General features: G+C 62.6%; 25 protein-coding genes. 9 read left to right on the forward strand and 16 right to left on the reverse strand.

Going from position 1 to position 20,579, the window contains the following annotated elements; translation table 11 throughout:
• Nucleotides 1-3: 3 nt before the first annotated feature.
• The 3 genes from GRI69_RS15770 to GRI69_RS10815 all read right to left on the reverse strand — a co-directional run bounded on the left by GRI69_RS15770 (nucleotide 4) and on the right by GRI69_RS10815 (nucleotide 1,390).
• On the reverse strand, nucleotides 4-360 hold the full coding sequence (locus GRI69_RS15770; protein ID WP_202391997.1) for a hypothetical protein: 357 nt from the start codon (nucleotides 358-360) through the stop codon (nucleotides 4-6).
• A gap of 170 nt (nucleotides 361-530) precedes the next feature.
• Nucleotides 531-794, reverse strand: a complete 264-nt coding sequence (locus GRI69_RS10810; protein WP_337191065.1) for a hypothetical protein — start codon at nucleotides 792-794, stop codon at nucleotides 531-533.
• A 41-nt stretch (nucleotides 795-835) separates the two neighbouring features.
• Entirely contained in the window at nucleotides 836-1,390 is a 555-nt protein-coding gene (locus GRI69_RS10815) for a winged helix-turn-helix transcriptional regulator (protein WP_160728294.1), read from the reverse strand.
• Between the two features lie 187 nt (nucleotides 1,391-1,577).
• On the opposite strand from GRI69_RS10815, the gene GRI69_RS10820 reads away from it, so the two are divergent.
• Nucleotides 1,578-1,919, forward strand: a complete 342-nt coding sequence (locus GRI69_RS10820) for a DUF8200 family protein (RefSeq protein WP_160728421.1) — start codon at nucleotides 1,578-1,580, stop codon at nucleotides 1,917-1,919.
• Nucleotides 1,920-1,997: 78 nt separating this feature from the next.
• Here the strand turns inward: GRI69_RS10820 and GRI69_RS10825 are convergent, their stop codons facing one another.
• The 3 genes from GRI69_RS10825 to galE all read right to left on the reverse strand — a co-directional run bounded on the left by GRI69_RS10825 (nucleotide 1,998) and on the right by galE (nucleotide 3,934).
• Nucleotides 1,998-2,612, reverse strand: a complete 615-nt coding sequence (locus GRI69_RS10825) for an HAD family hydrolase (RefSeq protein ID WP_160728295.1) — start codon at nucleotides 2,610-2,612, stop codon at nucleotides 1,998-2,000.
• 93 nt (nucleotides 2,613-2,705) lie between these two features.
• Complete coding sequence (gene ykgO / locus GRI69_RS10830; RefSeq protein WP_006833921.1) at nucleotides 2,706-2,831, reverse strand: type B 50S ribosomal protein L36; 126 nt, start codon at nucleotides 2,829-2,831, stop codon at nucleotides 2,706-2,708.
• An 89-nt stretch (nucleotides 2,832-2,920) separates the two neighbouring features.
• Nucleotides 2,921-3,934: a UDP-glucose 4-epimerase GalE gene (gene galE, locus GRI69_RS10835; protein WP_160728296.1), complete on the reverse strand. Its 1,014-nt coding sequence runs from the start codon at nucleotides 3,932-3,934 to the stop codon at nucleotides 2,921-2,923.
• Between the two features lie 124 nt (nucleotides 3,935-4,058).
• Between galE and GRI69_RS10840 the strand changes: the two genes are divergently transcribed.
• Together GRI69_RS10840 and GRI69_RS10845 are read left to right on the forward strand one after the other, a co-directional pair.
• A complete protein-coding gene (locus GRI69_RS10840) occupies nucleotides 4,059-4,664 on the forward strand; it encodes a DUF4136 domain-containing protein (protein ID WP_160728297.1) in 606 nt (201 codons plus the stop codon).
• Nucleotides 4,661-5,800, forward strand: a complete 1,140-nt coding sequence (locus GRI69_RS10845) for a M14-type cytosolic carboxypeptidase (RefSeq protein WP_160728298.1) — start codon at nucleotides 4,661-4,663, stop codon at nucleotides 5,798-5,800. Before GRI69_RS10840 ends, GRI69_RS10845 begins: the two co-directional genes overlap by 4 nt.
• 16 nt (nucleotides 5,801-5,816) lie before the next feature.
• On the opposite strand, the gene GRI69_RS10850 is transcribed toward GRI69_RS10845, so the two are convergent.
• Genes GRI69_RS10850 through GRI69_RS10865 form a run of 4 tightly spaced genes read right to left on the reverse strand, consistent with a single transcriptional unit; the run spans nucleotide 5,817 to nucleotide 8,467 of the window.
• Entirely contained in the window at nucleotides 5,817-6,842 is a 1,026-nt protein-coding gene (locus GRI69_RS10850; RefSeq protein ID WP_160728299.1) for a S66 peptidase family protein, read from the reverse strand.
• Complete coding sequence (locus GRI69_RS10855) at nucleotides 6,839-7,243, reverse strand: cytidine deaminase (RefSeq protein ID WP_160728300.1); 405 nt, start codon at nucleotides 7,241-7,243, stop codon at nucleotides 6,839-6,841. The genes GRI69_RS10850 and GRI69_RS10855 overlap by 4 nt, the downstream gene beginning before the upstream one ends.
• 9 nt (nucleotides 7,244-7,252) lie before the next feature.
• Nucleotides 7,253-7,957, reverse strand: a complete 705-nt coding sequence (locus GRI69_RS10860) for a glycoside hydrolase family 25 protein (RefSeq protein WP_160728301.1) — start codon at nucleotides 7,955-7,957, stop codon at nucleotides 7,253-7,255.
• A 6-nt stretch (nucleotides 7,958-7,963) separates the two neighbouring features.
• On the reverse strand, nucleotides 7,964-8,467 hold the full coding sequence (locus GRI69_RS10865; protein ID WP_160728302.1) for a UPF0262 family protein: 504 nt from the start codon (nucleotides 8,465-8,467) through the stop codon (nucleotides 7,964-7,966).
• Nucleotides 8,468-8,601: 134 nt separating this feature from the next.
• On the opposite strand from GRI69_RS10865, the gene GRI69_RS10870 reads away from it, so the two are divergent.
• Nucleotides 8,602-10,125 carry a replicative DNA helicase gene (locus GRI69_RS10870; RefSeq protein WP_202391979.1) on the forward strand — a complete coding sequence of 508 codons (1,524 nt, stop codon included), beginning with the start codon at nucleotides 8,602-8,604 and terminating at the stop codon, nucleotides 10,123-10,125.
• Nucleotide 10,126: 1 nt separating this feature from the next.
• Here the strand turns inward: GRI69_RS10870 and GRI69_RS10875 are convergent, their stop codons facing one another.
• A complete protein-coding gene (locus tag GRI69_RS10875; protein WP_160728304.1) occupies nucleotides 10,127-10,660 on the reverse strand; it encodes a hypothetical protein in 534 nt (177 codons plus the stop codon).
• A gap of 55 nt (nucleotides 10,661-10,715) precedes the next feature.
• Complete coding sequence (locus GRI69_RS10880; protein WP_160728305.1) at nucleotides 10,716-11,903, reverse strand: phospholipase D-like domain-containing protein; 1,188 nt, start codon at nucleotides 11,901-11,903, stop codon at nucleotides 10,716-10,718.
• Between the two features lie 112 nt (nucleotides 11,904-12,015).
• Here GRI69_RS10880 and rpoZ point away from each other — a divergent pair, with 112 nt between their 5' ends.
• Both rpoZ and GRI69_RS10890 read left to right on the forward strand, forming a co-directional pair.
• Nucleotides 12,016-12,360, forward strand: a complete 345-nt coding sequence (rpoZ, locus tag GRI69_RS10885) for a DNA-directed RNA polymerase subunit omega (protein ID WP_160728306.1) — start codon at nucleotides 12,016-12,018, stop codon at nucleotides 12,358-12,360.
• A gap of 139 nt (nucleotides 12,361-12,499) precedes the next feature.
• Nucleotides 12,500-13,585 (forward strand): DUF3667 domain-containing protein, encoded by a 1,086-nt coding sequence (locus GRI69_RS10890; RefSeq protein ID WP_160728307.1) that lies wholly within the window; start codon nucleotides 12,500-12,502, stop codon nucleotides 13,583-13,585.
• Between the two features lies 1 nt (nucleotide 13,586).
• Here the strand turns inward: GRI69_RS10890 and GRI69_RS10895 are convergent, their stop codons facing one another.
• The 3 genes from GRI69_RS10895 to GRI69_RS10905 form a co-directional block, all read right to left on the reverse strand.
• On the reverse strand, nucleotides 13,587-13,886 hold the full coding sequence (locus GRI69_RS10895) for an entericidin EcnAB (RefSeq protein WP_160728308.1): 300 nt from the start codon (nucleotides 13,884-13,886) through the stop codon (nucleotides 13,587-13,589).
• Between the two features lie 114 nt (nucleotides 13,887-14,000).
• Nucleotides 14,001-15,971, reverse strand: coding sequence for an ATP-dependent zinc metalloprotease FtsH (gene ftsH, locus GRI69_RS10900; RefSeq protein ID WP_160728309.1), 1,971 nt, complete (start codon nucleotides 15,969-15,971; stop codon nucleotides 14,001-14,003).
• Nucleotides 15,972-16,052: 81 nt separating this feature from the next.
• Nucleotides 16,053-16,472 carry a TetR/AcrR family transcriptional regulator C-terminal domain-containing protein gene (locus tag GRI69_RS10905; RefSeq protein WP_160728310.1) on the reverse strand — a complete coding sequence of 140 codons (420 nt, stop codon included), beginning with the start codon at nucleotides 16,470-16,472 and terminating at the stop codon, nucleotides 16,053-16,055.
• Between the two features lie 104 nt (nucleotides 16,473-16,576).
• Here GRI69_RS10905 and GRI69_RS10910 point away from each other — a divergent pair, with 104 nt between their 5' ends.
• The 3 genes from GRI69_RS10910 to GRI69_RS10920 are packed head-to-tail and all read left to right on the forward strand — an operon-like array spanning nucleotide 16,577 to nucleotide 19,826.
• Nucleotides 16,577-17,425, forward strand: coding sequence for an ATP-binding cassette domain-containing protein (locus GRI69_RS10910; RefSeq protein WP_337191066.1), 849 nt, complete (start codon nucleotides 16,577-16,579; stop codon nucleotides 17,423-17,425).
• A complete protein-coding gene (locus GRI69_RS10915; RefSeq protein WP_160728311.1) occupies nucleotides 17,425-18,417 on the forward strand; it encodes an efflux RND transporter periplasmic adaptor subunit in 993 nt (330 codons plus the stop codon). Before GRI69_RS10910 ends, GRI69_RS10915 begins: the two co-directional genes overlap by 1 nt.
• On the forward strand, nucleotides 18,417-19,826 hold the full coding sequence (locus tag GRI69_RS10920) for an efflux transporter outer membrane subunit (protein ID WP_160728312.1): 1,410 nt from the start codon (nucleotides 18,417-18,419) through the stop codon (nucleotides 19,824-19,826). Before GRI69_RS10915 ends, GRI69_RS10920 begins: the two co-directional genes overlap by 1 nt.
• Before the next feature lie 51 nt (nucleotides 19,827-19,877).
• Here GRI69_RS10920 and GRI69_RS10925 read toward each other — a convergent pair whose 3' ends face one another.
• Entirely contained in the window at nucleotides 19,878-20,552 is a 675-nt protein-coding gene (locus GRI69_RS10925; protein ID WP_337191067.1) for an exopolysaccharide biosynthesis protein, read from the reverse strand.
• Between the last annotated feature and the right edge of the window lie 27 nt (nucleotides 20,553-20,579).

A 20,579-nucleotide genomic window follows, 5' to 3' on the forward strand; every position in this document is an offset into this window, starting at 1 on the left:
TCTTCAGCGGACGCTTTCTTCGCTCATATCGAGGTTGAGCTTGACCGTCTCGTGTTCGTGGTCGCCTTCGAACTTGGCGAGGAAATCGGCGATCGGCATTGCCTGGTCGGGCATTTGCGTCGCTCCCGCAGTCGGCGTTTCCATAGTGGCGGCATCGCCAGGCGTGGTGCGCACATGCAGGTAGGGTACCCAGATCTCGCCGAAGTCCGCCTGCTGATACCATACGTCCAGCACGTCATAGCTCGCCCAGGTCCCGTCGGGTTCCTTCAGGCGCAGGCCTTCGCCAATGCGCGGCACGGCCATCGCCTTGATGCGAAATTGCGTCTGGTGAGTCTCGTTCTGAACTTCGATTTCGATCACGTTTCTGTCCGGCTCAAACGGGCATGTGCCCCGATTCCCGACAGGGTATGCCAGAAAGGTGTTGCGATGGTTTTAACGATGACGTCACTTGGAAAAGCAGCGTTTGACGTCACGACGCCGGATTGGGCTTGGGGTCGTGAGCATGGTGTTTGCGGGCCAGCGACTCAGGCTTATCCGTTCGAGGCGTAGGGCGTATTCTCGACCAGGTGGCGATTGTAATCGGGGGCTCCGTCGTTCCACCAGACCGGGCCCCGCTCCCCGAGCGATACCTTGGCTTCGTGCACACGGACGCGCGCTGCCTTCTCCGCTTCGGGGTCTTCCTGACGTTTCGCGATGCCGACGGCACGGCGCGCGTCCATCAATTCCGCTACCAGCGATTCGCGGGCACCTTCGGAAAGTGCAGGATTGCTTGCGCGCCAGAGCCTTCCGCGCACGATGATATAACGCCGGTCGGGAGTGTATTCGGGCTGGTCGCTCAGGCTGCGTCGCGCTTGCGGCGGTTGGCGGCAAGATCGACCACCGATCCGCAATCCAGTTCCGCACCCTGCGAGGCCTTCGTTCCGTCGGCGCGTATGCCGAGATTCGCGCGTTCCACCAGATGGAGGTCCTGCGGCCCCAGGATACGCCCGTCATGGCTCAGGATGGAGGTAGGCCCGATAGGAAGCCGGTCACGTTCATCCACGAGGACGGGGTTTTCGATAACTTCGGCCCCGTATTTCTGACCCCACTGGCGCAGCGAGACCATGGCGGGAAGCAGATCGAAGCCCTTTTCGGTCAGGCGGTACTCGATCTTGCGGCGATCGTCGGGACAGGGATCGCGTTTGAGAATCCCGTGTTCGACCAGCTTGGCGAGGCGGTTCGAGAGGATATTGCGAGCGATACCCAGTTCGCTGAGGAATTCCTCGAAATGGTGCAGGCCATTGAAGCTGGCGCGCAGGATCATGAAACTCCAGCGTTCGCCCATCACTTCGAGCGCCTGCGGCAAGCCGCATTCGGTAAGTTCGCGCAACGGTTCGCGGATATCGCCCATAGAAATCAGTCCTCTTCCTGCAACCTGTCTAGCGCAAAATCCGCTGAGTCCAAACATTTAGAAAAAACGAGTTGCATATCGAAACCTATAAGCATAGGTAGTGATTCGCAACCAGTTGCAAATCGAAACTTAGTTGCTGTTTTCGCAATTGCTGTTGTCAAAAATGCATTCTTCGAAAGGTTTCGACATGACCCTCTCCAATTCTCCCTCCGCCAAGCTCGGCGTTTTCGGCGCCGCCATTCTCTATACTGCCGCAGGTTTCGGCGCCCTGATCGCGCCGAGCGCAGCAGAAGCGCGTGACAGCGCCCCCTTCTACACTGCCGAACTCTCGCAACCTGCTACGGAACGCACCGTAATTGCCGGAGGCGTCGCCTGGACCTGCCAGGGTACGACTTGCGTCGCGCCCAAGGGCACCTCGCGCCCGCTACGCGTATGCCGCGAACTTCAGCGCGATACCGGCGATGTGGTCGCCTTCACCGCCAAGGGCGAAGCGCTCGAAGCCGACAAGCTGGCGAAGTGCAACGGCTGAACCGTCACGATCCCTCCCCACCCCCTCTCCATCAGGGTGGACCTTCAAGCCCCGGCGTTAACCGCCGGGGCTTTTTCGTCAGATGAGCCCGCGTGCCTTCAGATCGGATTCGAGCAATTCCGCATCGGTGAAGTGATGCACCTGCCAGCCGCAATCCCTGGCGGCAGCGATATTGTCAGGATTGTCGTCGATGAAGAGCATCGCTTCCGGCGCGTAGCCGAAACGGTCCGCCGACAGCGCAAAGATTGCCGGGTCGGGCTTCGCGATCCGCTCGACCCCGGACACCACGATCTCGCGAAAGCGATCGAAAATTGCGTGCTGCGGGCGAAAACCGGCCCAGAAGGCATCGGCGAAATTGGTGATGGCGAACAGGGGCACGCCGCGTGTGTCCAGCCGTTCGACCAGTTCATGGCTGCCTTCGACAGGCCCCGGAATGGTCTCGTTGAACCTTGTCGCATAGGCGTGGATTTCCGCAGAGAAATCCGGAAACCGGGCAATCCGATCAAGAACCAGCTTTGTCAGGGGCTGTCCGGAATCGTGGAGATAATGCCATTCCTCGGTAACGACCTCGCTGAGTATCTTCTCAAGCCGTGCGGCATCGCTGGTCATCTTCTCGAACAGCAGGCGCATGTCCCATCGATAGAGCACGCGCCCGACGTCGAAGACGACGGCGTCGACCGGCTGTCCGTTCATAAAGCTGGTTCCCCAAATGCGAACGGCCCGCACTCCCTTCGGAGCCGGGCCGGTCGGTGCAAGTCGCGGGATGAATTCCCGCGCAGCCGAAGCTTAGCCCTGGCGGGCCTTGAAGCGACGGTTGGTCTTGTTGATGACGTAAGTGCGGCCGCGACGACGGATCACGCGGCAATCGCGGTGACGGCTCTTGAGCGACTTGAGGCTGTTGCGGATCTTCATCGTTTCTCTCTGCAAATAAATACGCGCCGGAGATTGGTCCCCGACGCGCCAATTTCAAGCGGGCCCGTTAACGGCGGAGGCGATTCTGGTCAAGCTTTTCCACGAATTTCGGAGAGCCTGCGTTCCCATTGAAGTGCGTGGGTGATGATTTCGCCAAGATCGTCGTGCTTCGGCTGCCACGGCAGCATCTCGCGAATGCGGCCGGGATCGGAAACCAGTTCGGCCGGATCGCCGGCGCGCCTGGCCTCCATCCGGCGCTCGATATGGGTGTTCGTCACCCGGTCGACCGCGTCGAGGACTTCAAGGACGGAAAAGCCCCGCCCGTATCCGCAGTTCATAGTGAGCGAGCGGTCGGGTGCTGCTATCAGCGCCTCCATCGCAAGCACATGGGCGTCGGCAAGATCGCTGACGTGGATGTAATCGCGCACCCCCGTCCCATCGGGCGTGTCGTAATCCGTGCCGAAAACCGAGACGCCGTCCCGCTTGCCCGACGCAGCCTCGCAAGCGACCTTGATCAGATGGGTGGCGCCTGCAGTGGACTGGCCGCTCCGCCCCTGCGGATCCGCACCCGCGACGTTGAAATAGCGCAGCGCGCAGAAGTTGAAACCATGGGCCACGCTTGCATCGGCGAGCATCTGTTCGGCCATCAGCTTCGACCAGCCATAGGGATTGATCGGCTGTTTCGGCGCATCCTCTGCAATCGGCGAGGTTTCCGGAATTCCATAGGTCGCAGCAGTCGAGGAGAAAATGAAATGCTCCACGCCGCCGGCCACCGCAGCTTCAATCAGCGCGCGGCTTTTGACCGTGTTGTTCTCGTAATATTTCAGCGGCTGTTCGACCGATTCGGGGACGATGATCGAACCGGCGAAGTGCATGATAGCCTTTGTGCCCTGCTCGAGAAAAATCTGTTCGAGCAGGATTCCGTCCGCAATGTCGCCCTCGTAGAACGGAACGCTATCCGGCACCGCGAATGGGAAGCCGGTAGAGAGATTGTCTATTACCGCAACGGGCCAGCCAGCATCCTTCAGGGCAAGCACCGCGTGGCTGCCGATATAGCCTGCCCCTCCCGTGACGAGCACGGGTACTTTCGCATCACGATCCATGACCGTGCGCCTAGCACAGCTTGCAGCAAGGGCAATCGCACAGGGGATCGGGGAAGGTCGGCGGAGCCATGTCGCAGGCCGAGCGTTGGGGTTGGACAGTCTCTGCCACATGAAAGGTCGCAAGATGACAATCAAATCAGCAATCGCTGCAACTCTGGCCGCCGTCACGCTTTCGGCCTGTTCGACCACGCCCGGACCGGTGGAGGTGACGCGCTTCGTTGCACCCGAAGCCACTGCCCAGCTGGGACAAGGCACCATATTCGTAGAGAGCGCGCCCGGCATGGATGGCGACAGCCTTTCGGCTGCGCCCTATAAGTCCGCGGTAGCCGATGAACTGCGTCGCCTTGGCTATACGGAGACGGATCGCGCCTCCGCCTCCCAGATCGCGGCCGTATCGTTTGAGCGATATGTCATGACCGCCGAAGGTCGGCGCTCCCCTGTGAGCGTGGGAGTGGGCGGTAGTACCGGAACATATGGTTCCGGCGTCGGGCTCGGTCTCGGCATCAATCTGGGCGGCGGAGAGCGCGACAAGGTCGGCACGCAGCTCGGCGTGACGATCCGCGATTCGGCAACTTCACAGAACCTCTGGGAGGGCCGCGCAGACTTCCGCGTTGCGGAAAACTCGCCCCTTGCGCAATCGCAGGCGAACGCCCAGACGGTCGCCGCCGCGCTGTTCAGCGAATTTCCCGGCAATAATGGCGAAACAGTAGAAATTGAGGTTCCCGAGTGAGTGATATCCGGATCGATGCAGCTTTCGACAGCGGCAATATCGAAGTCCTGTCGGTAGAAGGCGCAACCGCCCGTCTGGCCATTCCCCGGGATACGAATAGCGAATTCAAGCAGTGGTTTCACTTTCGCGTCTCGGGCGCTGCGGGCCGCGAACTCGTACTCAAGATCACCCAGCTTTCGAACAGCGCTTATCCCGGCGGCTGGCCCGACTATGACGCCTGCGTATCCGAAGACCGCGACTATTGGGGCCGAGCCGCTTCGAGCTACGACGAAAGCGAAGAAGGCGGAACGCTGACGATCCGCTATACGCCTGCCAGCGATATCGCCTATTTCGCCTATTTCGCCCCCTATTCGATGGAGCGCCATCACGATCTCGTCGCCGAGGCCGCGGCTTCGGAAGGGGTGACCCATACTCACCTCGGCAATACGCTGGACGGCCAGCCGATCGATTGCCTCGAGATGGGCGACGGCAATTTCAACGTGTGGCTCTACGCCCGCCAGCACCCGGGCGAAACGCAGGCCGAGTGGTGGATGGAAGGCGCCTTGGAAGTGCTCACCGATCCATCCGACAGCGTCGGGCGCAAACTGCGCCAGCGGTGCCGCCTGCATCTCGTGCCCAACTGCAACCCGGACGGTTCGAAGCGGGGGAACCTGCGCGTCAACGCGGCGGGCGCCAACCTGAACCGCGAGTGGGAAAACCCCAGCGCCGAACGCAGTCCGGAAGTGCTCGCCATCCGTAACTACATGGACAAGACCGGCGTGGATTTCGCCATGGACGTTCACGGGGACGAAGCGATCCCGGTCAGTTTCCTTGCCGGCTACGAAGGCATCCCGTCCTGGACCGAAGAGCATGGCGAGCGTTATTACAGCTACGAACGCATCCTCGACCGCCGTACGCCCGATTTCCAGACCGAGTTCGGCTATACCAAGGCCGCCCCGGGCAAGGCCAATCTCGCGATGAGCACCAACCAGGTTGCAGAACGCTTCGGCGCGACCGCGATGACCTTGGAAATGCCCTACAAGGACAACAAGGCAGATCCCGAGCCCGAACAGGGCTGGAGCCCGGAACGCTGCAAGATGCTGGCCCGCGACTGCCTTGCTTCACTGGTAGAATGGATGGACGAGCGCGGCATCTGAGCCGCGCCCGGCCAACTCAGCGCACGATCGGCTCCAGGAGGGCGATCGTGCGCGCATCGGCGTCCACTTCCACCATCCCGCCATGGGGCAGGCTCAATTGTCCGCGATGATGGCCGATGTTCGCGCCTGCAAACGCGGGAATGCCGAGCGGCTCCAGATAGGCAGTGAGCAAATCGTCGAGCGTCTGGCCCGCGTAGTCCGGATCGGAATTCGCACAACTGCGGCACCGCCCGAAAACAACGCCCGATAGCTGGCCCAACACGCCTGCCAGCGAGAGTTGCTGCAGCATCCGGTCGATCCGGTATTCTTCTTCATTCACGTCTTCGAGGAACAGGATCGCGCCGCCAAAATCGGGGACGTAGGCCGATCCCATCATCGTCGAGAGTACAGTCAGGTTGCCGCCCAGCAATCTGCCGCGTGCCTTGCCCGATCGGATCGTTCTTCCCTGCGGCCCCTGTGCAAGTTCGATTTCGGTGCTCAGGACCGGTGTCTCGCCCGTGAAGGCGAGCCGCCACAGGCTTTCCCAGCTTGCCTTTGGCCAGGGACTGCCAGCATTGGGCGCATGGAGGGTGGGAAAGCCAGCGTTTGCCGCAATCGCGAGGTGCAGCGAGGTCACATCGCTATAGCCGATGACAAGTTTGGGATTATCGCGGATCAGATCCCAGTCCAGCATCTGGAGCAGCCGCGCCCCGCCCCAGCCGCCGCGAATGGCGAAGATCGCGCTTACGCTTTCGTCGGCGAACATCGCCTCGAGATCGCGCGCCCGCTGGCTGTCCGTTCCGGCGAGGTAGCCGTCGCTTGCCATCACATTTGCGCCCAGTTTCGGCACCAGCCCCATTCCGCGGATATTGTGCTGGGCGAAGGCTATCTCCTCGTCGCTCACCGCGCTGGCCGGGGCCACGAGGCCTACCGTGTCGCCCAGCGCGATGCGCCGCGGCTGGCGGTGCAACTTGGGGGGCGCCGCGGCGTGAGCGAGCGAAGGTGCGCCAGCCGCCAGAGACATCGCGGCAAGACCGCCGAGGGCGGCGCGCCGGTCGATCATACGAGGCTGGCAGGCCCGAATGCATGCGGGAGGAGCTCGCTGAGCTTCACCCGGTGCACCTCCTGCGGTCCCACGCACAGGATCAGCGGATCGGTCCCGCCCAGTTGCGCAAGTTCGTTGAGCACCTGTCGGCAGCGGCCGCAGGGGGTGATCGGTTCGTCGCCCGGACCCGTAACCGCGACCGCTTCCAGCCCGCCGCGGAGCCCGTCAGCCATGGCCTTCGATACCGCCACGGTTTCGGCGCAAAGTGCAAGGCCATAGCTGGCATTCTCGATATTGGTGCCGGTCACCACGCTCCCATCGGCAAAACGCAAGGCGCTGCCCACGGCGAAATTCGAATAGGGAGAATAGGAGTTTTGCGCGGCCTTGCGGGCGGCAGCGATCAGGTCGTCGTCGGTCATGCTTGCGGCTTACGGTCGCACGACCAGCCAGCGCAAGGGGTTCTCCGCCGCCTCGCTGAGATAGGACGAGTTCGCGGTCCAGACCATCCATGGCCGTCCGCCATAATCGGGCTCCTGCATGTCTCCCTCCAGCCAGAGCGCGCGTTCGAGACGGCGTGCGGGGCGATAGCGAGCCTCGAATTCCTCGCTCGGGGCAAGCACGGCGGGGGCTTCGGTATGCGATTCGATCTGGTTGACCAGCGTCAGCAATTCGCTCTGTACCGCCGCTTCGGAAACGCTCTCGAAGCACTCGTCGGTCGTGCGGGACAGCCGGATCGCGGGAGGCAGCAAGTCGGCATCGCGCGGGACAATGGTGACGTAATTCGCCGATTGCCCGTCGGCGGTTTCGCACGGATCGAACAAATGGACCGCGCCGACCTGCAATCCGGCCTCGCGCGCCGCGGCGAGATTGCGCGAGAAATTGGCGTCCTTGCCGCGGGCGCCGCGACTGGCCTCGAGATAGACGAACTCGGCCCCCAGGCCCTTCAGCACTTCGAAATCTACTGCGCCATCGTTCTCGCCGACGAGGGCGCCCTGATCCGGATAGGCCTGGTCGTCAGGTCTCCAGCTCTGCTGCTCGTATTCAAGGTACAGCCAGTACCCCGCACCGATCAGCCCTGCGAGCAGCAGCAGCTTGATCAGGAGGCCGCCGCGGCCCTTCTTGCGTTTCGCCATCGCCGATCAGCCCTTGATGTGCAGGACGCAGATGAGGGTGAACAGGCGGCGCGCGGTGGCGAAATCGGTTTCGACCTTGCCCTCCAGCCGCTCGAGCAGCAGTTCGGCGGCGCGGTTGTGTACGCCGCGGCGCGCCATATCGATCGTCTCGATCTCGCCAGGGGTCGCCTTGCGGATCGCTTGGTAATAACTGTCGCAGATGGCAAAATATTCGCGGATCGGCCGGCGGAAACGGGCGAGGCCGAGCAGCAGTTCCTCCAGGACGGTATCCTCGCTGTCCGCGATGGTCATGAGCAGCCGCCCGTCGCGCACGGCGAGGCGCAGATGATAGGGGCCGCCCGACCCGCGCTCGGCTGCGCGCACCGGCCTGAACGTGTTTTCCTCGATCAGGTCGAAGATCGCGATCCGGCGTTCCTGTTCGACATCGGCGTTGCGCCAGATGATCGTCTCTTCATCGAGATCGATCTTCGCAATGCGCTGGTCGCCGGAAGGGGTGGTTGAATCGCTCATCGTCCGAAGCTGCTTTCGCAACTGCGGCGAGGCGGGGCAAGGTCGATCTTTTTTTCGGCCATCCACAGGCCTGTCCTCACTCCTGCCGATCGCGGCGGTTCAATCTGCACCGCGCTTGCTGCATGGTGCCGCGCATGGCCGAAACCGATCTTCTTTTCCCCGCAACCGATTCGACACCAGCAGCCGAGAAGCAGGGCCAGACCCTGCCCAGCAATGTCGAAGCGGAGGCTGCCTTCCTCGGTGCGGTGCTGATCGACAACCAGGTGGTGCAGGAGCTCAATACCCCCCTTCAGCCCCATCATTTCTACGAGCCGGTGCATCAGCGTATCTACGAGCGCGTTCACAAGCTGATCGATCGCAATTCGGTGGCCACGCCGGTTACGCTCAAGCCCTATTTCGAGAGCGACGAGGCGATGAAGCAGCTGGGCGGGGTGACCTATCTCGCGCAGCTTACCATGGACGGGCAGGGCCTGCTCGCCACCGGCAAGCTGGCCGAGCAGATCTACGATCTCGCCCTGCTTCGCGAACTGGTCAATGTCGGACGCAACCTCGTCGAAGGAGCGCTCGACACCTCGGATGAAGTCGCGCCGATGGACCGCATCAGCCAGGCCGAAGCCGATCTCTACAAGGTGGCCGAGGGTGCCACGACGGGGAGCGAGGCACAGGATTTCCGTACTGCCGCGCTAGGCGCGCTCAAGATGGTCGAAGCCGCGATCAATTCGGGCGGCAAGTTCTCGGGCAAGACGACCGGCCTCGAAACCATCAACGACAAGACCAGCGGCCTGCACAATTCCGATCTCGTGATCCTCGCGGGCCGTCCGGGCATGGGCAAGACCTCGCTGGCCACGAATATCGCCTTCAATGCCGCGCGCCGGCTGATGGATGACGAGAAAATCGGCATCGAGCGCGGCGAAAGCCCCGGCGCGGCGACCGCCTTTTTCAGCCTCGAAATGAGCGCCGACCAGCTGGCGACGCGTATCCTGGCGGAGACGGCGGAGATTTCCTCGGAAAAGCTGCGATCGGGCAAGCTGAGCAAGGAGGAGTTCCAGCGACTCTCCTTCGCCAGCCAGGAACTGAACGAACTGCCGCTGTATATCGACGACACTCCGGGCCTGACCATCGGCGCCCTGAGGACCCGCGCGCGGCGCCTGAAGCGACGCCACGATATCGGTCTGGTCATCGTCGACTATCTGCAGCTCTTGCAGGGTTCGGGCCGCGCCAACGACAACCGCGTGAATGAAATTTCCGAAATCAGCCGCGGATTGAAGACTCTCGCCAAGGAACTGCACGTTCCCGTCATCGCGCTGTCCCAGCTCAGCCGTGCGGTGGAGCAGCGCGAGGACAAGCGCCCGCAGCTGTCGGACCTGCGCGAATCGGGCTCGATCGAGCAGGACGCCGACATGGTCTGGTTCATCTATCGCGGCGAATATTATCACAATGCGCTCAAGCCCGACACGCCCGATGAAACAAGCAGCGAAGAGGCGCGAGTGAAGTACGCCGATTGGGAGGCGCGGCACCTCGAACTGGTGAACCGCGCAACGCTGATCGTCGCCAAGCAGCGCCACGGTTCCACCGGCAACGTGCCGCTGTTGTTCCAGAGCGAATTCACCAAGTTCACCTCGCCCGAACTGCGCGGTGGCTACGACGATTACGAGTAGGTCAGGCGTCGGGTTGCGGCCCGCATTCGTAGCGGCCATCGATTGCAACGCTCTGCTCGCCTCGCGCGATCGTCATCGTGGCTTCCATCGGCGCCGGACCGGTCCGGGGCGCGGGCGTTTCACGAATTTCGGCAGCTTCGCTTACCTCGATCTCGACCGTGAGCCCGTCGTCGCCGGTGAAGCTGGCCGCGGCCTGTAGCGAGTTGTAGCCGCCCGATCCATCCATCTGGATTTCCTGCGGCTGCCCATCGAGCACCACGAGGCCTTCAGCGCCTTCGAGCGACACCGAATTCGCGGCAGCAGCGAACAGGGTTTCATTTCCCCGGCGGAATACGCAGCCGAGTTCGCCCATCACATTTCGATCCCGGCGCAAAGCCTCGTCGATCACGCCCGGCACAAGCGTGGGGCGCTGCGCTGACAGTTCAGCGGCTGTCGGCAGGGGCGGTAGATCGGCTTCGCCTTCGTCCCGATCTTCGATCGGTTCGGCACAAGCTGCAAGGGTGAGGATGGCCGCGGCGGCGATCACGTGTTTCATCGAAATCTCCTTCACTGACCTACGGCCCTGCCGACCAAAGCGTTCCGGCGGGAGATCAGAAGCCGAGATTCGTCCGCCGCGCGACGGTATAGTCGATCACCGAAACCAGTACCCAGCCCATCCACCAGCGGACGCGGTTCCACAAAGTGGCGCGCTCGCGGTGCTTCTCCATGGTGATGTGTTCCGATGCCTCGATATGTGCGCCGACGAAATCCCGCATGCGATCGGCCAGCGCCTTGTCCTCGATCCGCAACATGATCTCGAGATTGAGATAGAGGCTGCGCATATCGAAATTGGCGCTCCCCAGATAGACGGCATCGTCCAGCACCAGCAGCTTCGTGTGGAGCTTGCAGGGCGTGAACTCCCAGATTTTCGCGCCGCGCTTGAGGAGATATTTGTACAGCGACCGGGTGGCCCCGATGGTGGCGCCATTGTCGCTCTTGGCCGCCATCAGCAAGCGCGTATGCCCCTTCCGAGCCACCCGTGCGATGCGCTTGAGCAGCGTATAGGGCGGAGAGAAATAGGCCATGAAGATGTCCAGCTTTTCGCCGTCCTTCAGATCCTGCGTGACACAGCGTGCCCAGGTTGAAAGACCGCGGGTCGGTCCACCGACCAGCCAGCGCGCATTCCCATCCGCCGAAGTCCAGTCCCAGCTGCTGACCGCCCGTCTTATCTCCCGGAAATGCGCATCCGCATCCTTGGTCCAATGGCACAATCGCGCGAACCAGTCGGTGAGCCCCTGCACCGCATCGCCTTCGATCCTTATACCGATATCGTTCCAGCCATTGCGTTCGGGCGGGGCGAAATAGTCGTCTTCGATATTGAAGCCGCCAAACATGGCGCATCTATTGTCGGCGATGACCATCTTCTGGTGGTTGCGGATGAGATATCGCAAGCTCCAGCGCGGGCTGAAGCACAGGTAGCGACCCCCGCAATCCACCAAGGGCTGGAGGAATTCGTCGCTCGCCGAAGCACCGAAGCGATCAATGATCAGCGTGACATCCACCCCGCGCCCCGCCGCATCGCACAGCGCATCGCGCAGCTGCGTGGAAACCTCGTCCTCGGCGAAGATGTAGAAACAGATGTCCAGCGTTTCGCGGGCCGAGCGGACGAGGTCCATCAGCGCTTCGCGGCGATCTTTCCCCGCGGGATAGAAGGTCAGCGACTGGCCCTGAGCCTCGGCGGTGAAGCTGGGCGGGTCCCGGTAGTCCGATGCCTGCGCTGTGATGGCTGGTTCTCCCATGCGCTTCCACCCTTAGCGTGCCGCGCGACCGGCGCAAATTCTTGACTATCGGGTTCCCCATCCCTATTTGGCGCGCTTTCCGAGATTCTCTTGATTTTGCATCGGAGTGCCCATGGCGCGCGTTACCGTCGAAGATTGCGTAGACAAAATTCCCAACCGTTTCGATCTTGTCCTGCTGGCAGCCCAGCGGGCCCGCGAAATTTCCGGCGGCGCGGAACTGACCATCGACCGCGATCGTGACAAGAATCCGGTCGTGGCGCTGCGTGAAATCGCCGAACAGACCGTGAAGCCGAAGGAACTCAAGGAAGCTGCAGTAACCAACCTGCAGAAAATCCTGCCGGACGACGATGACGAGATGGATGACGTGGGCTCGCTCAGCCAGTCGGCCGAAGCACTGCGCATCACCGCATCGGCACCGGCGCGTTCGACCTCGATCGGCTCCGACTACGAAGGCTGATCCTTCTATCGAATGATACGAAAGGGCCGCCTCCCAAGGGGACGCGGCCTTTTTGCGTTCTGAGGCCGATGTCACGGGAATGTTCGGCCTCGACGAGGTCTGGTGTTGCGGTTTATCAGCAGCCCCGGAGGGTATGGGCATGAGCGATTTCGGCGAGGCGATGGGAACGGCCGTGGAGGGAGGTCTGTTCGCGAAGGTGGTAGGCCGCAATGGCAGCAAAGGTATAGCCGGCGACTCCACACCGCTTGAAAAGGGGCATTTCGCAGAGGGCATCTGCCTCAATTGCGGCACCAGCCTGGTCGGTTCGCATTGCCACGAATGCGGACAACAGGCGCACCTCCACCGGACCATCGGCGCCTTCATTCATGACCTCCTGCACGGGGCGCTCCATTTCGAAGGTCGGACGTGGAAAACGCTGCCCAAGCTGTTCTTCAAACCCGGCGAACTGACGCGCCGCTATATCGATGGAGAGCGAGCGCGGTTCGTTTCTCCGATGGCGCTGTTCCTGTTTTCGATCTTCCTCATGTTCGCAATTTTTCAGGTGGCGGGCATTTCGACCCCTACCGACATGAGCAGCCCCAACGCAGAGGTGCGCGAACGGGCAGAAGGCGCACGCGACACGCTCGAAGCAGAGCTCGCAGCAACCGATCCTTCCGACAGCGAGCGGCGGGCGGAGCTGGAGACCAAGATAGCTGGCCTTGGCGAAGCGATCGAGTTCATCGAGACTGGTAGGGACTATGACTTCGTCGATCGGGACGGAAAGCGGGCCTATTCGACCATGAACCTGACAGGTATCGAAGCGATCGATCAGGGCATCGTCGCCAAATGGCGCAAGAACCCTGGTCTCATGCTCTACAAACTGCAAACCAACTTCTATAAATTCAGCTGGCTGCTGATCCCACTGTCGATCCCGTTCGTATGGCTATTGTTCGCGTGGCGGCGGCGCTTCAAAGCGTACGATCACGCCATTTTCGTTACCTATTCGCTCAGCTTCATGAGCCTGCTGATACTGGCAGTCACTCTGGCAGGGCTTGCAGGGCTGCATACCGCCTTGATCGCGCTTGTCCTGATGATCGTACCACCGCTCCATATCTACAAGCAGCTGCGCGGAGCCTACGGCCTATCTCGCTTTTCAGCGCTCTGGAGGCTCGCGGTCCTCACCGTGTTCATCATGGTCATACTGACGCTGTTCCTTCAGCTGCTGCTGGTCATGGGCGCCTTCTAGCTCACTCGTTGGGATCGGCCTGATCCGCGTTCAATTCGTCGCCGAGCACCGGTGCCGGGCCCGGCGATTCCGTGTCGCCTTCCTCGATTTGGTGTTCGAGATTCGAGGCGCCTTCCGCAACCGCACCGGCGGCTTCCTTCGCACCCTCTTCAAGGACCTCCCCTGCGACTGCGGCATTGGCCTCGATGTCGTCACCTACAAGGTCAGCGGTTCGCGATGCATCCTCCTGCGTCTGCTCGGAGCAGGCTGCAAGGCCGGTCAGGGTAATGGCGGCAAAGGTCGTGGCGATCAGGCGGTTCATTGGTTCATCCTCATGCTGTGGCGGCCATTTCTTCGGCCATTGTCGCCCCTAAACGCAAGAAGGGCGCCGAGGGTTTCCCACTCGGCGCCCTTAGCTTGTCACGAGCCTTGAAGATCAGGCCCCAGCGGGAGCACCTTCACCCGAGCCGCCGAATTTCTTTCCGGCTTTGGGAACCGTGCTGCCGCCCGGCTGACGGACCGCGATCGGCCCCTTCGGCTCATCGGGACGGTCGATCTTGCCGTCCTTCATCAGCTGGTCGATTTCATCGCCGGTCAGGGTCTCGAATTCGAGCATTGCCTGTGCCAGCAGGTGCAGCTTGTCTTCCTGCTCGGTGAGGATTTCGCGGGCGCGGGCAAGCCCTTCCTCCACCAGCGACTTGATCTCGGCATCGATCAGTTTGTTGGTTTCCGCCCCGCCCATGGTGCGTGCGGTCTGGCCCATGCCGAGATAGCCTTCCTGGCTCTCTTCGTACATCAGCGGGCCGAGCTTGTCCGACATGCCCCATTTGGTGACCATGTTCTTGGCGAGGTCAGTGGCGTACTGGATGTCACCGGATGCGCCGCTCGACACCTTGTTGTGGCCGAAGATGAGTTCTTCCGCCACGCGGCCACCCATCGCCACGGCAAGGTTCGCATGCATCTTGTCGCGGTGGTAGGAGTAATTGTCCCGCTCGGGCAGCCGCATCACCATGCCCAGTGCGCGGCCGCGCGGGATGATGGTGGCCTTGTGAATCGGGTCCGATGCCGGCTCGTTGAGGCTGACCAGGGCGTGGCCTGCCTCGTGATAAGCAGTCATCTTCTTCTCGTCCTCGGTCATGACCATGCTGCGACGCTCGGCGCCCATCATGACCTTGTCCTTGGCGTCCTCGAATTCCTGCATAGCGACGAGACGCTTGTTGCGACGCGCGGCCAGCAGGGCGGCTTCGTTACAGAGGTTTGCGAGGTCTGCGCCCGAGAAGCCGGGCGTACCGCGCGCGATGGTGCGCGGGTTCACATCAGGTGCGAGCGGAAGCTTCTTCATATGCACGGCGAGGATCTTCTCGCGCCCGTCAATGTCCGGGATCGGCACCACGACCTGTCGGTCGAAGCGGCCCGGACGCAGCAATGCGGGATCGAGCACGTCGGGGCGGTTGGTTGCCGCGATGATGATGATGCCTTCATTGGCTTCGAAGCCGTCCATCTCGACCAGCAGCTGGTTCAGCGTCTGCTCGCGCTCGTCGTTCGAATTGCCGAGGCCGTGGCCACGGCTACGCCCGACCGCATCGATTTCGTCGATGAACACGATGCAGGGCGCGTTCTTCTTGGCCTGTTCGAACATGTCTCGCACGCGGCTCGCGCCGACGCCGACGAACATTTCGACGAAGTCCGAGCCGGAGATGGTGAAGAAGGGAACGCCCGCCTCGCCAGCGATTGCGCGGGCGAGCAAGGTCTTACCCGTACCCGGGGAGCCGACCAGTAGCGCACCTTTGGGAATCTGACCGCCAAGCTTGGAGAAACGGCTCGGGTCCTTGAGAAACTCGACGATTTCTTCCAGTTCCTCGCGCGCTTCGTCGATACCGGCCACATCTTCGAAAGTCACACGGCCCTGCTTTTCTGTAAGCATCTTGGCCTTCGACTTGCCGAAGCCCATGGCACCGCCTGCGCCGCCGCCTTTCTGAACCTGGCGCAGCGCGAAAAACGCGATGCCGAGGATCAGCAGGAACGGCAGGATATTGATCAGCGCATAGACAAGCATGCTGCCATTTTCGGCTTCCTTGCCGGAGAACTGGACGCCGTTTTCCTCGAGCAGCGGCGTCAGGGTCGTGTCGCCCTTGACGGGGATGGTGCTGAAGGTTTCGTTGTCGTTGGTCACCCCGGTGATCTGCTCGTCGGAAATCTCGACCGACTTGATCGTCCCTTCGGCGACCTTCTCCTTGAAGTCCGAATAGAGCAGCTGGGTCCCTGCGCTCTGCCCGCCGCCGCCGAACATCGAGACGACCAGCAACAGGCCGAGGAACACACCGCCCCAGACCAGCAGGCTCTTGATCCACGGGTTGGGACCGTTTCCTTCCGGATCGGGTGTGCGGTTGTCGTTATCATCGCGCATGGCGGGGGCAATCCTTTCCTAGCGTGTGGAATGTAGGGTGGCCCGGGTGAATGGCAAGTTTAGAGGCCGCCGAATTCTCGCTTAATTCCGCTCACACTTATCGACGGCATAGGCGCGGCAGAAGACCTCGACCGCTCCTTCGATCCGCTTGCTGTTGTACGCCGGGTCGTTCGGCTGGCCAAAACGCCGCTCGATGTCGCCCATCCCCTTGCACATGCTGGCAAATTGTTCGGCGGCGAGTTCCGGGTCATCAAGGGCTAGCTCGCCTGCTTCGGCCATGGCAGCGAGCAGCATGCCGAAATTGCGCTTCATGCGGTGCGGGCCAGCCGCAAGGAAAGCGGCCCCGATTTCCGGCTCATGCTCCGTCTCGGCGGCAATTCTGCGGTCGAACCGGATCATTTCTTCGCGCGACAGGAACGCCACCATTGCTTCCCCGATGACGCGCAGCCGATCGCGCAGGGCACCGCTGGGAATTTGCCGGAGCGTGAAATGGTCACGCATACGTTCGCATTCGGCTTCCACGGCTTCGGCGAACAACCCGCGCTTGTCGCCGAAATGATTGTAGATCGTGACCTTCGGGCATACCGCTCAATTTCGGGATTACCGTGGCGCTCGGCTTTATCGTGGGGGTCGCCATCGTCGGGCTGACGTTCAGCCTTTTCATACGAGACAACATCAAGCAGTTCGGCGCGCTCAAGGCGATCGGCGTGACCAATGGCAAGATCCGCCGGATGGTGGCAGCGCAGGCCGGCCTGGTGGGGTTGATCGGATACGGACTCGGCGTGCTCGGCACAGTGGGATTCGTCGTGGCCTTTTCTTCCGACCCCACCTTCAAGGGCTTCTACATTCCCTGGCAGATCCCGCTCATCAGCCTGGTCGCGGTCGCGCTCATTCTCGGGCTCACCGGCTGGCTTGCCCTGCGCAGCGTGCCAACGGAGGGCGAGGTGAAGGTCTTCGGCACCGACATTTACGATCTCAGCGACGACGAACTGGTCGAGTTCCGGCTGAACAACATCGGCTTCATCTTCCAGCAGTACAATCTGATCCCGTCGATCGATGCGGCGAGCAATGCGGCCGTGCCCCTGATGGCGCAGGGCATGGACCGCGAAGAAGCGCGCATGCGCGCGGTCGCCATGCTGGAAAAGCTGAATATCGGTGATCAGGCCGCCAAGCTGCCGAACCAGCTTTCGGGCGGACAGCAGCAGCGCGTCGCCATCGCCCGCGCGCTGGTGCACGAACCGCGCCTGGTGGTGTGCGACGAGCCCACTGCGGCGCTTGACGCTTCTTCGGGCCGCCGGGTCATGGACCTGTTGCGCGAGGTAGCCGTCGCCGAAAATCGTGCCTGCATCATCGTCACCCACGACAACCGCATATTCGATCTCGCCGATCGCATCCTCGTGCTCGAGGACGGCGTGGTTACTCATGACGGCACCGAAATGCCGGAGGATCACTGATGGCCCTTGATATCAAATCGCTCAGTTTCACTCGCCAGATACTGCCCATAATCGCGGTGCTCGGGCTGGTGCTGGCCGCTTTCTACATCCTCTCGAGCCAGCCCGATCGGGAACTTTCGGACCCCGACCGAGAGCCGCCACGCGCACCCGAAGCGCTGGCGAACGCAGCGCGCGTGGCGGGATCGGGCGTGGTAGAGCCGTCGAGCGAGCTGGTGCAGATCGGCTCCGCGCTCTCGGGACTGGTCACCGGAGTCTTCGTCCGGCCCGGGGAACGGGTAAGCGAAGGGCAGACCCTGTTCACCGTCGACGACCGTCAGGTGCGCGCCCAGTTGCGCGAGGCCGAAGCCGCCATTGGCGAAGCGCGCGCAGCGATAGCCGAAGCCCAGAGCGCCGAGGCCACTGCCAGCCGCCAGCTCGCGCTATACCGCAGCGTCGACGATCCCGCCGCCGTAAGCCGCAGCGAAGTCATCCGCGCAGAGGGCGAAGCGAGCACAGCGGCAGAACGCTTGCGGCTGGCCCGCGCCCGGCTCGATGCGGCGCAGGCCCGGGCGGCTTCGGCACGCACCGAGATCGGCCGGTTGACCGTACGCGCACCTATCGCCGGCGAAATCCTGGCAGTAAATATCCGCAAGGGCGAGTATGTCTCGACCATGGGCGGAGGCGGATCGCAGCCCTTCATCGAGATGGGTCAGACGCAGCCTATGCACGTGCGCATCGATATCGACGAGGAACAGGCTCCGCGCATCGCACTGGGCGAGCCTGCCACGGTCTCGCCCCGCGGTGCGGCCGACCAGCAGGTGAAAGCCAGTTTCGTCCGCGCCGAACCTCTCGTCGTACCGAAGCGGTCGCTGACCAATTCCGCTGCCGAACGCGTCGATGTGAGGGTCCTGCAGGTCATCTACGAATTGCCTGCCGGTGCGACCGGCGACGCCGGCATCTTTCGCGTCGGCCAGCAAGTCGACGCCTATATCCCGGCCAGGCAAGTTCGGTGATGCAGCGGCTTCTCCTGCTCGCGGGCACGCTGGCCTTGGCTTCGTGCGTGGCCGGACCGCCGCCCGAAGTCGCAACCCCTGCACCGGTGCTGCCGCCACAATTCCTGTATGAGCCTTATGCAACCACCGGTGCGGCGCTGGCCGACCTTCTCCCGCAAGAAGACCCGGGCTTCGGCACGCTGGCGGCTCAGGCTCTCGCCAGCTCGCCGACTCTGGCGGAAGCGCTTGCCCGCATAGACCAGGCCCGCGCTGGTGCGGATCGCGCCGGTGCAGAGCGCCTGCCCTCAGTCGGGGCCAATGCCTCCGTCACGGGCCAGCGAGCCAACCCCGCGCAGTTCGGGGCCTCGCTGCCCCCCGGCGTGACTATCGATACCGAACGGGTCAGCTACGCCGCCAATCTCACCGCTCGGTGGGACCCCGACCTCTTCGGCCACCTGCGGGAACAAGAGCGTGCGGCAATTGCGCGAGTAGATGCTGCCAATGCCTCTTCGCGCGCGGTACGCAACGCCCTGTTATCTGAGATCGCCGCCAGCGTCATCGACTGGCGCACGCTCGAAGCGCGGCAGGCAGCAATCGAGGAAGACATTGCGGGCGCAGAAGACCTAGCCCGGCTGGCCAGCGTACGCGAACGGGCAGGTATTGCGCCCGGCTTCGACCGAGTCCGTGCCGAAAGCGCCGCCGATGCTTCCCGCAGTCGGCTCGCGGGGCTGGAGAGCGAGCGAGCACGGCTGACGGGCCGACTGGTGACGCTGACGACACAAGGAGCTGCGCAGGTTTGCGCGGCTCTTGCTCTCGATCCGCCCGGCGCCGAACTTCTTCCGCCCCCAGCCGCCTTGCCCTCGACGCTGCTCGTGAACCGGCCGGACGTGCTGGCGGCTTCGGCGGAGCTTGCAGCGGCAGATGCCGAACTCGCGGCGACAGCGCGTAGCCGGTTTCCCTCCTTCGATCTCTCTGCTGCAGTGGGATTGCTCGCCTTCAGCCCGGCCGACCTGTTCGACGAGGATAGCCTCGTAGGCTCGCTTGCTGCCGCGGTCGCCGCGCGCCTGTTCGACTTCGGCCGGATCGAAGCGGAAATAGACGGCGCAGCCGCCACAAAGCGAGCGGCGTTCCAAGCCTATCGCGGGTCGGTCTATACCGCACTCGGTGACGCGGAGGCCGGATATGGGCTGGTTGCAGCAGCAGACCGGGAACTGGCGGCAGCGCAGGCGGAAGCCGCCAGCCTGCAGCGGGCCGCACGCCTTGCGGAAACGCGTCAGCGCGCGGGACTGGCCGATTTCCTGACTGTGCTGGAAGCTCGCAGGGCAACCGATGCAAGCGGCGAGCGCGCCGCGTCGGCACTAGGCCGTGCGCGAAGAGCACGGGTCCTGCTGTGGCAGGCGCTGGGCGGAGAGGTTCAGCCGGACGACTGATACTGTGGGCGTATTCAATATGAGTGCGAAGCGCGTCAGAACATGATGCGATCAACCGCTCCGCAATGAGACTTCCGCCGCAATCACAGTCGCCAAGCCCCCCGAACCACCTTCCTCGTCATCAGACGTGTAATAATAATATGTCCCGCCAGCTATTGCAGCGACGGCCAGTAGCAATGCGAAGAGCATTACCAGTCCGTCGCGCACGATCAGGGCGAGGCCAATGGCGGCAATTGCGAGCATAGGACCGGAACTGGCGAAAGGGAGAAACTCGAGCGGCGGGACGGTGACGCACAGGATGATCACCGCAAACGCCGCAACTTTCAGCCAAATTCCTTCGGTCAGATTTCCGAGCCGGTCCTTGCTGTGTCCGTCCAGCCAGTGTGCGATGCCGCGCAGCTTCTTGACTGACTTGTGCAGCTTCTTTGCGCCGACCGCGCGTTTCTGGAGGAATTGCGGCATCCATATATGGTCCTTGCCGAACAGCATCTGGACCGCGACGAGTGCGATGATCAGCGCAAGGAATGTCGGCACGCCAGGGATTCCGCCAACCGGGGTGATCTCGATCAAGGCGGGCAACATGATAAACGGACCGAAGCTGCGCCTGCCGAAATCGTCCAGCACGTCTCCGATGCAAACCTTCTCGTTTTGCGCGGCCAGCTCGTCGAGTTCGCCGATGACGTCTTCGACGCTTTGCGGTTCGTGCCGGCCCATGTCGTCGCTCACTCGCTATCCCCTTCGCCCCTCAACGCA

Origin of the sequence: Qipengyuania vulgaris, from assembly GCF_009827325.1 — a bacterium.
Taxonomy (GTDB): Bacteria; Pseudomonadota; Alphaproteobacteria; order Sphingomonadales; family Sphingomonadaceae; genus Qipengyuania; species Qipengyuania vulgaris.

What these genes read in the sequence shown, in the direction of transcription:
- ftsH (WP_160728309.1), bottom strand. Translation starts at nt 15,971, where the DNA reads ATGCGCGATGATAACGACAACCGCACACCCGATCCGGAAGGAAACGGT.
- GRI69_RS10915 (WP_160728311.1), top strand. Translation starts at nt 17,425, where the DNA reads ATGGCCCTTGATATCAAATCGCTCAGTTTCACTCGCCAGATACTGCCC.
- GRI69_RS10875 (WP_160728304.1), bottom strand. Translation starts at nt 10,660, where the DNA reads ATGAAACACGTGATCGCCGCCGCGGCCATCCTCACCCTTGCAGCTTGT.
- GRI69_RS10865 (WP_160728302.1), bottom strand. Translation starts at nt 8,467, where the DNA reads ATGAGCGATTCAACCACCCCTTCCGGCGACCAGCGCATTGCGAAGATC.
- GRI69_RS10920 (WP_160728312.1), top strand. Translation starts at nt 18,417, where the DNA reads ATGCAGCGGCTTCTCCTGCTCGCGGGCACGCTGGCCTTGGCTTCGTGC.
- ykgO (WP_006833921.1), bottom strand. Translation starts at nt 2,831, where the DNA reads ATGAAGATCCGCAACAGCCTCAAGTCGCTCAAGAGCCGTCACCGCGAT.
- GRI69_RS10850 (WP_160728299.1), bottom strand. Translation starts at nt 6,842, where the DNA reads ATGATCGACCGGCGCGCCGCCCTCGGCGGTCTTGCCGCGATGTCTCTG.
- GRI69_RS10890 (WP_160728307.1), top strand. Translation starts at nt 12,500, where the DNA reads ATGAGCGATTTCGGCGAGGCGATGGGAACGGCCGTGGAGGGAGGTCTG.
- galE (WP_160728296.1), bottom strand. Translation starts at nt 3,934, where the DNA reads ATGGATCGTGATGCGAAAGTACCCGTGCTCGTCACGGGAGGGGCAGGC.
- GRI69_RS10855 (WP_160728300.1), bottom strand. Translation starts at nt 7,243, where the DNA reads ATGACCGACGACGACCTGATCGCTGCCGCCCGCAAGGCCGCGCAAAAC.
- GRI69_RS10860 (WP_160728301.1), bottom strand. Translation starts at nt 7,957, where the DNA reads ATGGCGAAACGCAAGAAGGGCCGCGGCGGCCTCCTGATCAAGCTGCTG.
- GRI69_RS10840 (WP_160728297.1), top strand. Translation starts at nt 4,059, where the DNA reads ATGACAATCAAATCAGCAATCGCTGCAACTCTGGCCGCCGTCACGCTT.
- GRI69_RS10815 (WP_160728294.1), bottom strand. Translation starts at nt 1,390, where the DNA reads ATGGGCGATATCCGCGAACCGTTGCGCGAACTTACCGAATGCGGCTTG.
- rpoZ (WP_160728306.1), top strand. Translation starts at nt 12,016, where the DNA reads ATGGCGCGCGTTACCGTCGAAGATTGCGTAGACAAAATTCCCAACCGT.
- GRI69_RS10880 (WP_160728305.1), bottom strand. Translation starts at nt 11,903, where the DNA reads ATGGGAGAACCAGCCATCACAGCGCAGGCATCGGACTACCGGGACCCG.
- GRI69_RS10825 (WP_160728295.1), bottom strand. Translation starts at nt 2,612, where the DNA reads ATGAACGGACAGCCGGTCGACGCCGTCGTCTTCGACGTCGGGCGCGTG.
- GRI69_RS10870 (WP_202391979.1), top strand. Translation starts at nt 8,602, where the DNA reads ATGGCCGAAACCGATCTTCTTTTCCCCGCAACCGATTCGACACCAGCA.
- GRI69_RS10820 (WP_160728421.1), top strand. Translation starts at nt 1,578, where the DNA reads ATGACCCTCTCCAATTCTCCCTCCGCCAAGCTCGGCGTTTTCGGCGCC.
- GRI69_RS10905 (WP_160728310.1), bottom strand. Translation starts at nt 16,472, where the DNA reads ATGCGTGACCATTTCACGCTCCGGCAAATTCCCAGCGGTGCCCTGCGC.
- GRI69_RS10895 (WP_160728308.1), bottom strand. Translation starts at nt 13,886, where the DNA reads ATGAACCGCCTGATCGCCACGACCTTTGCCGCCATTACCCTGACCGGC.